Origin of the sequence: Nostoc sp., assembly GCF_036917395.1 — a bacterium.
Classification (GTDB): domain Bacteria; phylum Cyanobacteriota; class Cyanobacteriia; order Cyanobacteriales; family Nostocaceae; genus Nostoc.
In genome coordinates, this window is sequence record NZ_JBALDI010000003.1 from 201379 (window position 1) to 215415 (window position 14037).

Sequence of the window (14037 nt, forward strand, 5' to 3'; positions counted from 1 at the left end):
AAATCTAAGTATTTACAGTGTTTTTACCTGTGTATGATGAATTTTTAAGGCATAGTTAGGTGTAATAACGCAAATTAACTCATTAAATATGCCTGGTTTTGAAGTAACTCAAGAAAAGACTAGTTGTCATATTGCCCCTTGATTACTTTTAAACAGATTAAAAAATACCACAGGTAAAACAAATATGAAAAAACAAGCTGTAGCGGCAGGATTTGTTCTATTTTCTTTCATGTTGCCAACCAAAACCTCTGCTGCGAGTTTTGATCAACTTTATGTATTTGGCGATAGTCTTTCCGATACAGGCAATATATATAATCTTACTGGGAAAGGATACCCTCAAAGCCCACCTTACTTTGAAGGACGTTTTTCTGATGGGCCGAACTGGGTAGATTATCTCGGAGATCAGCTAGGGTTAAAGCCTACTTTATTCACTACTATTCCTTCCACACCTCCTACCCAAGGAATAAACTTCGCTATCGGTGGTGCTAGCTCTGGTTTAGATAATGCTGTCCTTCCCGATTCAGGTTTACCGGGAGTACTTAAACAAGTCCTTAATTTTGCTGGAACTTTGAAAGCAAATAATCAAACTGCTAATCCAGATGCACTTTATACATTATGGGGAGGTGCAAATGATTTCCTTTTTCCTAACCCCAAAGACTCGACCACGCCAATCAGTAATATATCTGTGGCGTTGAATACTCTCGTAGGAGCCGGCGCAAAAAATATTTTGGTGTTTAACTTGCCAGATTTAGGAGATCTACCAGCAGCTAAAACCAAAGGCCGTAACCCTACAGCCCTTAGCAAATCGAGTAGCGAGTTTGACTTGGGTTTAGCAGAAACTGTGAGCGCTTTGAACCAAAATCCGAATCTCAACATCTTCTCTGTTGATATTTATTCTTTATTTAATCAGGCAAGTGCATTGGGTTTTACGAATGTAACCGAGTCTTGTCTATCTAGACCAGATATATGTAACCCAGGAAACAACAAGTTTCTTTTCTGGGACGATGTCCACCCAACGACTGCTGTTCATAAGGTGATAGCAGACACTGCACTGGCTGCGATTGATGCTAAGTCTGTACCTGAACCCTCAATAAACTTGGGGATTTTAGCGCTTGGTGCTTTTGGTGCGGTAGGAGTGCTGAAGCGTCAACAAAAAAGGTCAGCACTTGTACCAGCAGGTCGGGTTGTTGATGCACAATTGTCCCATAATAATAGTTGAAAATTAAATTAACTGTATTAATGTGGGATTACGATCGCTTATTTGAAATTATTGAAGAATTGGTGATGCACCATTCTCCTAGTGGTGCAGAAGCTGAGATTAACCAGTTGTTGATGCAACGATTTGCGGCGCTGGATGTAGAAGTCTGGTGCGATCGCGCTGATAATATTATTGCCAAGATTCCAGGCAAAAATCCAGACCGAGCGATCGCTATCACGGCACATAAAGACGAAATTGGCGCAATTGTCAAGACTCTTGGTGATGGAGGTCGTGTTGAAGTCCGTAAACTCGGCGGTTCTTTCCCGTGGGTTTACGGCGAAGGAGTTGTAGATTTAATCGGTGATAACGAAACCATTAGCGGTATTCTTAGCTTTGGTTCCCGCCATGTTTCCCATGAATCTCCTCAAAAAGTCCAGCAGGAAGATACTACTGTTAAGTGGGAAAATGCCTGGATTGAAACGAAGCTCACATCTGCTGAATTAGAAGCAGCTGGCATTCGACCTGGAACTAGAATGGTAGTCGGCAAACATCGCAAGTATCCAATTAGGTTAAAGGATCATATCGCCAGTTACACCTTGGATAACAAAGCCTCTGTTGCCATTTTGTTAGCTTTGGCTGAAAACCTGAAACAGCCAGATGTTGATGTTTATCTGGTGGCGTCAGCAAAAGAAGAAGTCGGAGCAATTGGGGCGCTATTTTTTACCCAAAACCAGCGTTTGGATGCTTTAATTGCTTTAGAAATTTGTCCATTATCTGATGAATATCCTGTTAAAGATGGCGAAAGTCCTGTACTTTTTTCTCAAGATGCTTATGGGATATATGATGAAGGGCTAAATCGCCAACTGTGCCACTGTGCTAAACAGTTGGATATGCCGATGCAGCTAACGATACTGAGTCAGTTTGGTAGTGATGCTTCGATTGCGATGAAATTTGGGCATGTTGGGCGTGCTGCTTGTTTGGCATTTCCTACCCAAAATACCCACGGTTATGAAATTGCTCATTTAGGAGCGATCGCAAATTGTATTGATTTGTTAAAAGCTTTCTGCGAAACTGAGTTTGACTGAATTTTTCTGATTGTCGAAAATGCGCGATCGCACAGCAAAATTGTCCCTGCTTTTGATGTCGTATGAGCGGTGAACGCCATAATTTGCGTTTACTTTCCAAATGTTTTAAAGTGTGGGGTTAGGTTTAAAATCTCTGCTTTATGGGAGCAGAAGCATTGCGATCACTGCTGCTTTGCGTTTGAGGAGATGCTAACTTCTCAAAAGTTGTTTATCTAGGGTATCTGAAGAAATTTAAATTAGCTTTCATTTACAGAAAAGGCGTAGTTACCATTTGGAAATCGGATAATTGGAACCCAGAAAGGCACTCCATCCCAACCACCTTGAGAATCAACCTCACCTTTTAATCTAGTCATTAATAACGCGGGATAGTTACGAGCAACTCCATAAGGTACTGTTCCAGCATCACCAGGTAAAACACTGCCAAGCTGAGTATAGTTTCTACTAGCGCTTTTCTTTAGATTAGAATCTAAATTGACAATTACTAATGTACCCGTATTTTGGTATCTCGGCTGATCTTTCAGGGCATTAACAGCTTGCAGGATCAAATCATCTTTCCACGCCCCACTTGCTTCAGGTGTCCCTCTAATTCCTTCACCAGTAACAGAGTTAATTTCTATAACTTCTGTAGGTAGAGGTGATTCGTCTTGCTATTTCTGCTAAATCATTTAAAATATAGTAAATTATGTAATTATTAATAATTTAGATTACCAAGTAAGATAGTTAGAATTAAAAGTTATTTGTCTTTGTAATATAATGTTTTTCGTAAAACTTATATTGCTTACAGGATCAAAAATAATACTAAACTTTGGAACATCTTCCAAACTACTTACTACGACCAGAGCATAATCCTTCCTATATTCCTGCGCTTTCAAAAATTCATTATTTGTTAATCTTACACTACCATAATTAGATTTAATGCCTTTGATTTCAGCTAAAAATGCTTTTTGGAAAACATCTACTTGAAAATCGTAGCCATCTCCAAACGTTCGGGCATCCTCTAAAAAACCATCTTTAAATTCCTGGATACTTTGATAGTTTTTCATAAAAAACAGTTCTGCTGCTTTTCCCGTATCTTGTAGTTGCTTAAATTTGCTCTTTAAAATAGGGCTTATAGATTTTGCATCTATAGTGTCTATACTACTGATTTTTTTATCTAAGTAGAGTTTGATAATATTTGCATAAGATTTATAATCTTCTGAACCAAAGAGGGAATCAATGAGTATTTTTCGATGAATATATGTATTTCCCTTTTGCCACCATCCTTTTCTTGCATTATCAAAAAAAGGATCAAATAAATCTTGTCTATTTTTTATTGTTCCTACAGTTTTAGCAATACCAGTGTTTACAAAATAAAGAAAAAACTCTTGCTTAGTTTTAAAACTAAATTCTATAACAAAATCCATATCAAATTTAGCTAAACCATATCCAATTAAATTAAGAATTTCATAATTCTCATGTTTGTTATTATCAGATCTATTCATAAGTTTGAATATTAACTTAAATTAATAAAATAATAATTTGAATGGTTTTAACATCAGCGATTACACTATATTAAGCAGCATCTAGAACTGCGGGAAAAAGAACATACCCAGCATCCGTAAATTTTCTTGCTATATAATCAACTACTGTTAATTTGCGTTTATTCTTACTTTTAGCTGTAAGCGCACCATGTAAAGAAGTAGTTTCAGACACAATAGATGAAGAAATATTAAGCTCTTCATCTTGCTCTTTAGATAATTTGATGTTTGCCCTGTAACGAACCCTTGAACCTGGATTGCAAGCTGGCTTGATCATGAAATATTTTATGTCAAAGAATTCAATTATAAGATGGTCTTTGTTTGGATTGAAGATACGTATAAAAATTTACACTAATATCAAAGATTATAGCATCACTACTTATTTACGATAATTTTTAACGGAACTTAATTGTTGATGCAGGCGATCGCACTAAAAGGGAATTACAGTTTGTCCCTGACAAAGTGCTTTTAGCGCCACTTGCTTGTCAAATACCAGTTGCAAAGATTGTTCATGCGATCGCCCAGTGGCAGTTTCAGGTAAAACAAGGGTGCGATCGCGTTTATAGATTTTGCGATGCCTGGGTTGAGCTACGCTAACGCAATTGTGATTTAGGCGATCGCTATATCTCCCAATCCTCAATCAACAAGTTATTAATGCGTTGGAATTCTCTAGTGTTATGGGTGATGAGGGTTAAGTTATTTGTCAGCGTGATGGCGGCAATTTGTAAGTCATACGCGCCAATGGGAGTACCTAATGCTTCTAGTTGAGAGCGAATTGTTCCAAATGTTGTTGCTGCTAAATCGTCAAAGGGTAGTGATGTAAATTGGGCTAAAAATTGTTGTTGTAAAGTAATATTCCGTTGTGGATTGGCACTTTTCATTGCACCATAAAATAGTTCAGCTTTGACGATTGAGCAAACGGCAATATCTTTAGTGGCAGTGGATTCTAGTTTCTGTTTTAAAGTGGAATTTTTACCCCGCATATAGATAATGCAGGTGTTAGTATCGAGCAGGAATTTCACAGGATTGGTTCGCGTTCTGGTTGTTGTCCTTGGGGATAACGGAAGAAGGTTTCATCTTGGATACATCCATAGAATTGAGGCAAGGGGTATTCTGTTATTTCGGTTGGAGTTGCTGGTTGTAGGGACTCAATGAGGGTTTTTAGTAATCGAGTAACGTCAAATTCTTCGGGTAATTCAGCCACGGGGGATTGACGGAATAATTCTGATATTTTGCTTGTTTGCACAGGCTGGGCGTTGTTATTGTGTGTAGTCAGGCTTTGTGCCAGGAGTTGGATAATATACAATTTATCGTCAGGTGAAAGCTGAAGGAGTTGTTGTTCGAGTTCTGGGACAACCATGATGGGGCTTAGGTGGAGGATAATTTCATTTTACTTTCATAATCAAAAGTTAATCTAGCTAAGTACTTAAACAGAATTAATTACACAACGTCATTGCGAATGGAGCGAAGCGGAATGAAGCAATCGCAAGGGTTGGGATTGCTTTGCTTCGTTCGCAATGACTGTAAATATTTTTGTTCATCTACTTATGCCTGGGTTGGGCTACGCCAACGCATTTCTCGATTTGGCGATGCCTGGGTTGGGCTACGCCAACGCATTTGTTATTTCGGAGTACTCATTTGTTATTTCGGAGTACTCATTTGTTATTTCAGGGTACTCATTTGTTATTTCAGGGTACTCATTTGTTATTTCAGGGTACTCATTTGTTATTTCAGGGTACTCATTTGTTATTTCGGGGTACTCATTTGTTATTTCGGAGTATGCATTTGTTATTTCGGGGTACTCATTTGTTATTTCGGAGTATGCATTTGTTATTTCGGGGTACGCATTTGTTATTTCGGGGTACGCATTTGTTATTTCGAGGTACGCAATTATTGATTTTGTGATTACTATTGCTGATTGTACTTATTCTCAAACAACAAATCGATATGAAAAATGAGTAAAAATACAGGCAAACTCGTAATTATTTCGTTGAACTTTTAATGAGATAAATCCACAAAACTACCCATCTCAGGTAAAAGGATACTCTACTATGTTGAAAAAGAATTATTAAAAAAGGATGTGTTATGTCTTTAAAAACTCGTGGTTCTGCTGCTATTGACAAAGCCCAACTTCGTCTCGCCTTGCTTAAATCTATTGATGAAAATCTGGATTTAGGACATGGGTTAACTATTGAAGCCTACAACCACTTAATCAATACTACCCGTGCAATGGTAGAAGCTAATAATACGCTGGTGTCCAATCTGGAAGAATCGCGTAAAACAGTAACCCAGATGGATAAAGCCCTCTCCGAAATGTCTGAACGAATGCTAAGTGGAGTTGCAACTGTCTACGGCAGAAACAGTATAGAGTATTCCAAGGCTGGCGGATCTAATCGAAAACGAAGTAAACAATCTAGTTCAAAAGTTACTCCAGTTGTAGCACTTCTTACTACTCAACCTACTCAAGCTGCAATTGCGAATGCCTCAACTAATGGTAATGGCACAACTCCCTTGCTGCAATAATCCACCTAGCTTGAAAATGGGACTAGGGGTGTTAAATCACAGAATTCAATTCTGTTGGCGGATAGCTAAGGTTTAGCCCATTCTGGCTCCTGACTCCTGAATTCTGTTTTGATAATTTGTCACCAATATATACGGAAGCAAATTACTAGGTTTGATGACAATAATTTCTCACAACGACATTAGAGCAGAATTCAAGTATTTGAACCACATCTGTCGTAAGGGCACAGCAATGCTGTGCCCCTACCGTGTGGTCTATTTACCTGAAAATAGCTGTAATCTGTCACCGACGAGAAATAATTAGTCACTGTACACTTGATTTATGTCAAACTTGAGTATTGAGCAATACTTTGATCAAAGCCGATGATGGGATTTGAACCCACGGCCTGCTGATTACGAATCAGCTGCTCTACCACTGAGCCACATCGGCGTACACAATCTAAGAGTATAACATGATTTAATCATGGTAGATAAAAATCCCAAAAATCGCCTTAACCCTGAACAATATGCCAGCCTCAAAGCAGAAGTAGCCGCTCCTTATCGCGGCTTCCGACAATTCATCTACATCGCTTTCGGTGCTTCTGGCTCGATTGGCGCATTTGTCTTTTTTTTCCAAGTGCTTGCCGGACGGGATGTTGAGAGTGCTTTGCCTAGTTTAGCTCTCCAAGTAGGAATAGTTACCCTAATGGTCTTTCTCTGGCGCTGGGAACAGCGTCGCCAACAACGCCCCCAATCGGGTAAAAATCCTAATTCTTGAAGGAAGAAATTTTAGCTGTTATTTTTTACTGCTTTTCTTTTATATATCTTTATATTCTTTAAGTTTTCAGCCAACATTACTTATAAACCCAATCACTTTCAAATGGGGTCAGCTATATTTAAAGACCCTTAAAATTAATAAAACTCACATTAATTGCAAGCGCCAGACTGATAATTTGTTAGTCTGGCGCTTCTAATTTGCTAACTACGCATTTACTGAACCGTTACCAAATAGGATGAAGGAATTGCTTGCGCACGTCCAGCATTGACGAGTGCCTGGTAAACAAAGGCAGCAACTTCAGCTCTAGTCGCCTGACGATTAGGATTGAGTTGCTTCGCTGTGGGATAGTTGATCACTAGTTGCCGTGCAGTTGCAGCAGCAACAGGAGCGATCGCATAACCAGGAATCTGGGCAGCATCGGTGTAAAAGGAAAGGACACTCTGATTATTCGCAGTTAAGCCCAAACCATTCGCTAAAGCTACTAACGCCTGCACTCTGGGAATTTGCTGCTGTGGCTTAAAAGTCCCATCGGGATAACCAGAAACAAATTGACTCTGATAAGCGGATTGAATTGCAGCGTAAGCCCAGAAATTGCTTGCTACATCCTTAAACTGAATGCCTGCGCGTTTGCTTGGTGGTGTTAAGGCTTTAGTGACAATAGTGGCAAATTGAGCGCGGGTTACAGGTTCATTGGGTTTAAAGCTGCGATCAGGAAAGCCAGCAATAATATTTTGGGAGGCTAAAGCTTCGATGTAGCTTTTTGCCCAGTAATTTGCTGGCACATCCTTAAAGGCCACAGGCCCTCCAGGGGGTACATCAACAGTTGCGGCAACAAAATCTACTGAGCCAAAAATCTTTTTCTGATCGATATCGTTGCCAACAGCGACAATTTTACCGGTTTTGGTGGCGTTGTTCAGATCATAACGAGTGTTATTGCGGATAAGATTGCCACCAGGATTTTCGTTGGTGCCAAGGTCGGGTAGAGCGTTGACAGTTGCTACTAAGCCATCCCGCTTATTGTTCTGAATGACATTCTTACGCAATATAGGCTTTGCTGACTCTGAGATAAAAAGACCGTCTTGATTTTCGATGATTTGGTTTTCCACAATTTGGGGTGTGGAAGTGCCACCGATCGCTAGACCAAAACCAGTATCCTGAAATAAGTTATTCCGAATTTCTCCTTGGGCAGCTTTAGCAACTGAAATCCCGTTGCCTTTGTTTTGCACAAAAAGGTTACTTTCAATTTTGGGATTGGCTGTACCCGTGACAAAAACACCCTCTCTGACACTGTTAGTAAAAGTACTGTTTTGGATAGTGGGATTAGTTGACTCCACCCACACAGCCGTACCCCGGCTATTTGGGTTGGTGACGGTGACACCAGCGATCGTGGTATCTTGGTCGGCAAGGATGGTAATGTCCTGCCTGGCAAAGGTGCGACTAGTGTAGAATCCTCCACCTGTAATCAATATTGCCTGACCTTTACTAGCTTCATCACCCCGGAGTGTCACCCCTGGTTTAAGCAATAGCGGGAAGGTTTCGCCACTTTCCTGGTTATAATTCCCAGGTGCTAGTTGAATAACTGCACCTGTTTGGGCTTGACTGAGAGCGAAACTGATGCTCTTATAGGGTGCAGCTGAGGTTGTACCAGCACCAGCACTATCTGCACCAGTTGCTGAATTAACGTAAATCACTGCGGCAGTTGCAGGAGCTTGCGCTGTGATAGTTGGGGCGATACCTTCTGGGTGAGTAGCACCAGCATTAACCTCACCCGGTAGTAGTATTGACCCACTAGAAACAACAAGCATTGCCGTTAGTCCGGCTCCTACGCGTAAAGTATATCTGAGATGACTGCTAGAAAAAAGGCGAAAATTTTTCGCTAGAGAAATGTGAAAACCCCGATATTTCATTTTTTCCGTCTGTGATGTGCTGAATTAGCGGATGTCAAACAAGGTTGAAGTTAGCAGCCTTGTAGCTGCTTTAAAACCCATGCCAAACTATACTGGATGATTAGCGCTGATTCAGCTAAATTCCCTAGATAGATCACAGAACTTATACATTAGTTATATTATTTTATTCATAAAATTTTACTAGTAGATTGTAGCGTCAGTTTGTCTACCTTTAACAAGGGAATTTTGCCCCAAGTCGTGTTAATTGAGATGGTAGCTAGATTTTCTCGCCAAGCTGTACTACGGGCTTAGTTATTTATACACCGTCTCCCAAAGCCGCTCGGCAGGCTTGACGAGCCGCGTTAATACTTTCTGCGAGTCAAAACGGGCAGGTGTCGCTGATTGAAATTATTAAGAATTATCCAAAAAATGAAGTAGAAGTTGATGGCGTAGTTTACCGCCGTAGGCATCGCTTGGAGAGTGCATATCCGTCAACTTCGTCGCTTGCAAACAAGCCTACAAGATTTATTTGGTGTTTAGTAAGCTAAAGTTTCTAAAGTTTCTCTTAAATACCGTTGTACTTGCTGTTCCAAGCTAATTTCCTGTAATTGAGCATTGGGTTCTAGTTGCCAGCGTTGAAAACCGGAACTAGTGGAGATGGCGCATTTGAGGTTATACCAAATTTCGGGATCAGCAGAAAATTGGCGATCGCTAGAAGCTGGAATTTGAGCCATAGTTTCTCATTCCTTTGTTTTAAACTTCAACGGTAACTGGGGATTGGGCATTGGTATGCTACGAATCTCTATTAATCCTAAACAAGGATTGCAATAATTTGGGCACGATTTGATTAACCCGCACCCCTAAAATTGTGAAATCCTGCTTAATCTTTTCTAAAGATAATGGCTCTAGTCCAGCGAATTCTGTGTCATTAGTCACCAAAACTCGCATTACACTCACAGGTATTTGTAAAAATAAATTGCTGCCCAAAAAGGCTAACCCCGCAAGCACTAGTGCGAGGCTGCGCCATTGGGGAAGAAATTTAGCTGAATTTGCGACTAATGGGGCAATTTGGTAGAGATGCCACAGCACCCAAACCGACAATACTGCTGCCACTAATGCCAGGATACGATTTAACTTTGTATTAATTAAACAGAGAATTTTTCGCTGCCGCTCAGTCAGATTTTCTGGCTTTAAGGCTATTCCTAAAAGAGCAAATATATAAAAAGGGCGACGTAACTGCATCCATAGCAGGGGCAAAATACCAATGGCGGCAACTAAGAATAGCTCCATCCAGACTGGCAAAAATCGCTCGCCTACAGATAAAAACAATAAGCAGAGGACTAAAAAAACAGGCAATGTCGCCAGTCCAGCGACGTGAATCCACAAAATAGGTTCAGAGCGAAATGAATGCATATTATAAAAAGTTGTGAGTTAAGAGTTAGGAGTTAGGAATTAGCAGCCTTTAACTCCTAACTCCTAATTTATCACTCCTAACTTCTAACCATTTTACCCTCAACACTATCTCGTTAAGGTGAGAGTACGGCGCTTGGTAACCATTTGATAGGCTTCGATGATGTCACCTTCAACCCAATCATTGAATTTATCCATGCCGACACCGCATTCATAACCGGCGTTGACCTCACGAGAATCTTCTTTCATCCGTTTTAGGGAGTCAAGGACGCCTTCAAAGATCACTTTACCGCCGCGTCGCACCCTGACTTTACAGTTGCGAACTAACTTGCCAGATTGAACGTAGCAACCGGCAACAGCACCACGTCCGACTGGGAAGACAGCACGGACTTCGGTTTGACCCAAGGGTTCTTCCACCAACTCTGGTTCCAAAAGACCTTCCAAGGCATCTTGGATATCTTCCAGGAGTTTGTAGATTACGTTATATTCTCGAACATCTACACCTGCTTCATCGGCGGCTTGTCTGGCGCCACTGGCGAAGGTGGTGTTGAAGCCAATAATCACAGCGTTACTGGCAGCTGCTAAGTCGATATCTGTCTCGGTGATTTCTCCAGCAGTAGCCAATAGCATCCGAATTTGGACTTCGTTTTGCGGGATTTGCTTCAGCGCTCCCACAATGGCTTCCACCGAACCTTGTACGTCTCCTTTCAAGATCAAGTTGAGTTCTTTCAACTCGCCTTCTTGGGCTTGAGCCGAGAGGGTTGTCAGGGTAACACGACCCTGCAACAGGCGGGATAGGCGTTGTCTGTCTGCGCGATCGCTAGCGAGTGCTCTGGCTTCTTTCTCGTTCTGGAAGACCTCGAACTCGTCGCCTGCTGCTGGCACATCACTTAAACCTAGTACCTCGACAGCAAAGGAGGGAGAAGCAATATCTACTCTCTTGCCTCTGTCATCCACCATCGCCCGGACTTTACCGAAAGCCGAGCCAGCTACCAAGATATCTCCTACATGCAGGGTGCCATTCTGAATTAGCAGGGTAGCAACTGCTCCCTTAGCTTTATCCAGATGTGCCTCAATCACAGTTCCTTTGGCGGCACGATCTGGATTGGCAGATAGTTCTCCAACCTCTGCTACTAAGAGAATCATCTCTAAGAGCGTATCCAGATTTTCACCCCTGATAGCGCTCACGGGAACCATGATTGTTTCACCACCCCAGTCTTCTGCGGTCAAACCATACTGGGTGAGTTCTTGTTTCACCCGCTCTGGTTGTGCCCCTTCTTTGTCAATTTTGTTGATGGCAACGACAATTGGCACTCCTGCTGCTTGGGCGTGGCTAATGGCTTCAATGGTTTGGGGACGGACACCATCATCAGCAGCCACTACTAACACGGCAATGTCTGTTACCCGCGCTCCTCGTGCCCGCATAGCTGTAAAGGCTTCGTGACCGGGGGTATCCAGGAAGACTATTTGCTGCGGTTTACCCTCATGTTCCACATCCACATGGTATGCACCAATGTGTTGAGTGATACCCCCAGCTTCGCCAGCAGCCACTTTTGTTTTGCGGATTGAGTCGAGCAGGGTTGTTTTACCGTGGTCTACGTGACCCATAATTGTCACAACTGGCGGACGGCGGTGGAGATATTCTAGGTCTTCTGCGCCGACCATTTCCGTAATTTTCCGAGCTTCTGCTTCTCGCTCGGCGGTTTCGACTTCTATTTCTAGTTCTTTTCCTACCAGGGTAATTGTTGGAATATCCAGATTTTGGGTGATACTCACCGCCATGCCTTTGAGGAACAGGATTTTTACAATCTCTGTATCGGCAACGGCTAAAACGTCAGACAGTTCTTGCACAGTCAACGGGCCTGTGATCACGACCTTTTCGGGACGGTCACGTTTTGTATCGGCTTCTTGTTGGCGACGGTTATTATTGTGATGGTCACGGCCAGAACCCGACTTGGAACCAGACTTTCTACTTCCTCTAGCAGTTGGGGCGCTAGCAAGGGTTGCACCTGGCATCTGCACAGGCCGAGTGGCTTTGGGTTTGGGAGGACGGGCAATGGAAAGGCTGACTTGGACGGTGGCTGGTGAGTCGAGATCGTCATCATCCAGCAAATCTTCTTCAAACTCATCATCCAATATCGGCTTGATCCGCTTGCCTTTGACGCCAGCTTTAGCCTTCTCTTTAACTTCGTCAATTATTTCCTCTTCTACCCACTTTTTGCCGCCTTTGGTTGGGCGAGGCGGACTAGGGCGTTTCAAATCGAGGAGATCAGGTGCGACTGGCTCATCACCCAATCCTTGAGATTTGCCTGCTATTCCTGATATCTGTCTGGGTGGAGTAGCGATCGGCATTGCGGCTGCTACAGCTTCACCAGGACGGGCTGGCCTGGGCCGTTGCCCCTCTGGTAGTTGTGATGGTGAAGATGGTCTACTGCCCCTCTGCTCTGGTCTGCTGGGTGCAGGAGTGGGACGAGCCTGCCTTTGTGGTGCAGATTGTGGGGACTGGTCAGTTGGCAGCTTCGCAACTTTTGGCTTAATTTGATCGCGATCGCCTTCAACGGGCCGTAGCCGTTGGTCGCGTTTGAGGATCGGTTTGTCTGCCTGAGATACTTGCTCATCTGCCACCTGGACAACTTCTTCTGCAGGTCTTGCTGGAGGGGCAACTAGTTGCGGTTTTTGAGGTTTTTCCGATTTCGGTCTGGGTGGAACTATTTTTTCCGGTTTTTGGGATGCTATTTTTTCCGGCGCCTGATTTGGATTAGGCGTTTGTTCCAAGTCTGTGATCGTTGGTTGCTCTTGGGTCTCAGCTTGATTCCGGGGTACAGGTCGAGTTGGTGCCGTCGGCTTCATGGGTGAGACTGGTGTAGCGAAGGGCCGTGGAGGAGAGGGAGGATTAGCTTCAGACAAGGCAGCTTGGGTATTGGTAGCAAGTGACGCCTCGGAGGCGTTGGAGGTAGTATTTCTCAATATTTTGGGTTTGCGTATTTCCAAAATTTGCTGTTTGTGGGGTGCAGCAGGTCGCGGGAGTCCACCGTTCGCTGGTGAATTTGGTTTATGGCTGGTTGTACCTAGTTCCTTTTTGGCGGACACACTCGTAGCTGCAAGCTTTTCTGCTGCCGCCCGGATGTTTTCTGCCTCGGATTCTGAAATCGTGCTGCTATGGCTTTTGACCGCAATGTCGAGCTGGTCGCAAATTGCTAGTAGCTCTTTGTTATCCAAATTCAATTCCTTTGATAATTCATAGATTCTAACTTTGCCGTTGTTCATCCACTCTTCCCCTTTAATTTACAGTTTTAGCGGATGGTTGCCTGGTTTGCGACATCTCCATCCTTGGATTACTGTTTTTAGATTGCCGTTCAGTTTTTGCCGGTGCCTCCAATCAGGAAAGAGAGATGTTTCGGTTTAATAATGGCATCCCCACCAGGAATGATGGTTGAGGGAGACCCATAAAAATTTCTTTAAAAGATTTTTATGGGAATTGACGCCGAACTGCGCCTGAGCGCTACCAGGTTGCCATTTTGTAGTTTCTTGTTTTGTTGATTCTGAGTCTTCCACAACACAATCGATTACATCATATTGTTCTGGGAATATTGCCTCGCCCCTCTTAATTATTAGAGAGCCGAATGCCTTTTACACCCATTTACTATTTTGACACTAACCTTAA

The 14037-nt window shown here is 42.6% G+C and carries 16 protein-coding genes and 1 tRNA gene; 6 read left to right on the forward strand and 11 right to left on the reverse strand.

From position 1 onward, the window contains the following. Nucleotides 1-184 precede the first annotated feature (184 nt). Together V7K46_RS02180 and V7K46_RS02185 are read left to right on the forward strand one after the other, a co-directional pair. Nucleotides 185-1219, forward strand: a complete 1035-nt coding sequence (locus V7K46_RS02180; RefSeq protein ID WP_335110598.1) for an SGNH/GDSL hydrolase family protein — start codon at nucleotides 185-187, stop codon at nucleotides 1217-1219. A 20-nt stretch (nucleotides 1220-1239) separates the two neighbouring features. Next, on the forward strand, nucleotides 1240-2283 hold the full coding sequence (locus tag V7K46_RS02185) for a M42 family metallopeptidase (RefSeq protein WP_335110687.1): 1044 nt from the start codon (nucleotides 1240-1242) through the stop codon (nucleotides 2281-2283). Nucleotides 2284-2519: 236 nt separating this feature from the next. On the opposite strand, the gene V7K46_RS02190 is transcribed toward V7K46_RS02185, so the two are convergent. The 6 genes from V7K46_RS02190 to V7K46_RS02215 form a co-directional block, all read right to left on the reverse strand. Beyond that, a complete protein-coding gene (locus tag V7K46_RS02190) occupies nucleotides 2520-2828 on the reverse strand; it encodes a hypothetical protein (protein WP_335110600.1) in 309 nt (102 codons plus the stop codon). Nucleotides 2829-2987: 159 nt separating this feature from the next. Then, nucleotides 2988-3764, reverse strand: a complete 777-nt coding sequence (locus V7K46_RS02195; protein ID WP_335110602.1) for a DUF3883 domain-containing protein — start codon at nucleotides 3762-3764, stop codon at nucleotides 2988-2990. A gap of 70 nt (nucleotides 3765-3834) precedes the next feature. Continuing rightward, on the reverse strand, nucleotides 3835-4077 hold the full coding sequence (locus V7K46_RS02200; protein ID WP_335110604.1) for a hypothetical protein: 243 nt from the start codon (nucleotides 4075-4077) through the stop codon (nucleotides 3835-3837). A 153-nt stretch (nucleotides 4078-4230) separates the two neighbouring features. Beyond that, nucleotides 4231-4440, reverse strand: coding sequence for a hypothetical protein (locus tag V7K46_RS02205; protein WP_335110606.1), 210 nt, complete (start codon nucleotides 4438-4440; stop codon nucleotides 4231-4233). Further along, nucleotides 4421-4822 carry a type II toxin-antitoxin system tRNA(fMet)-specific endonuclease VapC gene (gene vapC / locus V7K46_RS02210; protein WP_335110608.1) on the reverse strand — a complete coding sequence of 134 codons (402 nt, stop codon included), beginning with the start codon at nucleotides 4820-4822 and terminating at the stop codon, nucleotides 4421-4423. Before vapC ends, V7K46_RS02205 begins: the two co-directional genes overlap by 20 nt. Further along, nucleotides 4819-5160 (reverse strand): hypothetical protein, encoded by a 342-nt coding sequence (locus V7K46_RS02215; protein ID WP_335110610.1) that lies wholly within the window; start codon nucleotides 5158-5160, stop codon nucleotides 4819-4821. Before V7K46_RS02215 ends, vapC begins: the two co-directional genes overlap by 4 nt. Before the next feature lie 229 nt (nucleotides 5161-5389). Here V7K46_RS02215 and V7K46_RS31920 point away from each other — a divergent pair, with 229 nt between their 5' ends. Both V7K46_RS31920 and V7K46_RS02220 read left to right on the forward strand, forming a co-directional pair. Then, nucleotides 5390-5758 carry a hypothetical protein gene (locus V7K46_RS31920; protein WP_442939797.1) on the forward strand — a complete coding sequence of 123 codons (369 nt, stop codon included), beginning with the start codon at nucleotides 5390-5392 and terminating at the stop codon, nucleotides 5756-5758. Between the two features lie 127 nt (nucleotides 5759-5885). Continuing rightward, entirely contained in the window at nucleotides 5886-6323 is a 438-nt protein-coding gene (locus tag V7K46_RS02220; RefSeq protein WP_335110612.1) for a hypothetical protein, read from the forward strand. Between the two features lie 355 nt (nucleotides 6324-6678). Here the strand turns inward: V7K46_RS02220 and V7K46_RS02225 are convergent. Then, nucleotides 6679-6750: transfer RNA gene (locus tag V7K46_RS02225), tRNA-Thr, on the reverse strand. 33 nt (nucleotides 6751-6783) lie between these two features. On the opposite strand from V7K46_RS02225, the gene V7K46_RS02230 reads away from it, so the two are divergent. Continuing rightward, entirely contained in the window at nucleotides 6784-7077 is a 294-nt protein-coding gene (locus V7K46_RS02230) for a DUF3493 domain-containing protein (protein WP_335110614.1), read from the forward strand. A gap of 212 nt (nucleotides 7078-7289) precedes the next feature. Here V7K46_RS02230 and V7K46_RS02235 read toward each other — a convergent pair whose 3' ends face one another. Next, nucleotides 7290-8984, reverse strand: coding sequence for a DUF1565 domain-containing protein (locus tag V7K46_RS02235; protein WP_335110616.1), 1695 nt, complete (start codon nucleotides 8982-8984; stop codon nucleotides 7290-7292). 371 nt (nucleotides 8985-9355) lie between these two features. Here V7K46_RS02235 and V7K46_RS02240 point away from each other — a divergent pair, with 371 nt between their 5' ends. After that, nucleotides 9356-9511 (forward strand): hypothetical protein, encoded by a 156-nt coding sequence (locus V7K46_RS02240; protein ID WP_335110618.1) that lies wholly within the window; start codon nucleotides 9356-9358, stop codon nucleotides 9509-9511. Here the strand turns inward: V7K46_RS02240 and V7K46_RS02245 are convergent. The 3 genes from V7K46_RS02245 to infB form a co-directional block, all read right to left on the reverse strand. Further along, nucleotides 9500-9697, reverse strand: a complete 198-nt coding sequence (locus V7K46_RS02245; protein WP_335110620.1) for a hypothetical protein — start codon at nucleotides 9695-9697, stop codon at nucleotides 9500-9502. The two genes, V7K46_RS02240 and V7K46_RS02245, sit on opposite strands and share 12 nt — an antisense overlap. 58 nt (nucleotides 9698-9755) lie before the next feature. After that, on the reverse strand, nucleotides 9756-10376 hold the full coding sequence (locus tag V7K46_RS02250; protein ID WP_273766712.1) for a low-complexity tail membrane protein: 621 nt from the start codon (nucleotides 10374-10376) through the stop codon (nucleotides 9756-9758). A gap of 105 nt (nucleotides 10377-10481) precedes the next feature. Beyond that, on the reverse strand, nucleotides 10482-13640 hold the full coding sequence (gene infB / locus V7K46_RS02255; RefSeq protein WP_335110622.1) for a translation initiation factor IF-2: 3159 nt from the start codon (nucleotides 13638-13640) through the stop codon (nucleotides 10482-10484). Between the last annotated feature and the right edge of the window lie 397 nt (nucleotides 13641-14037).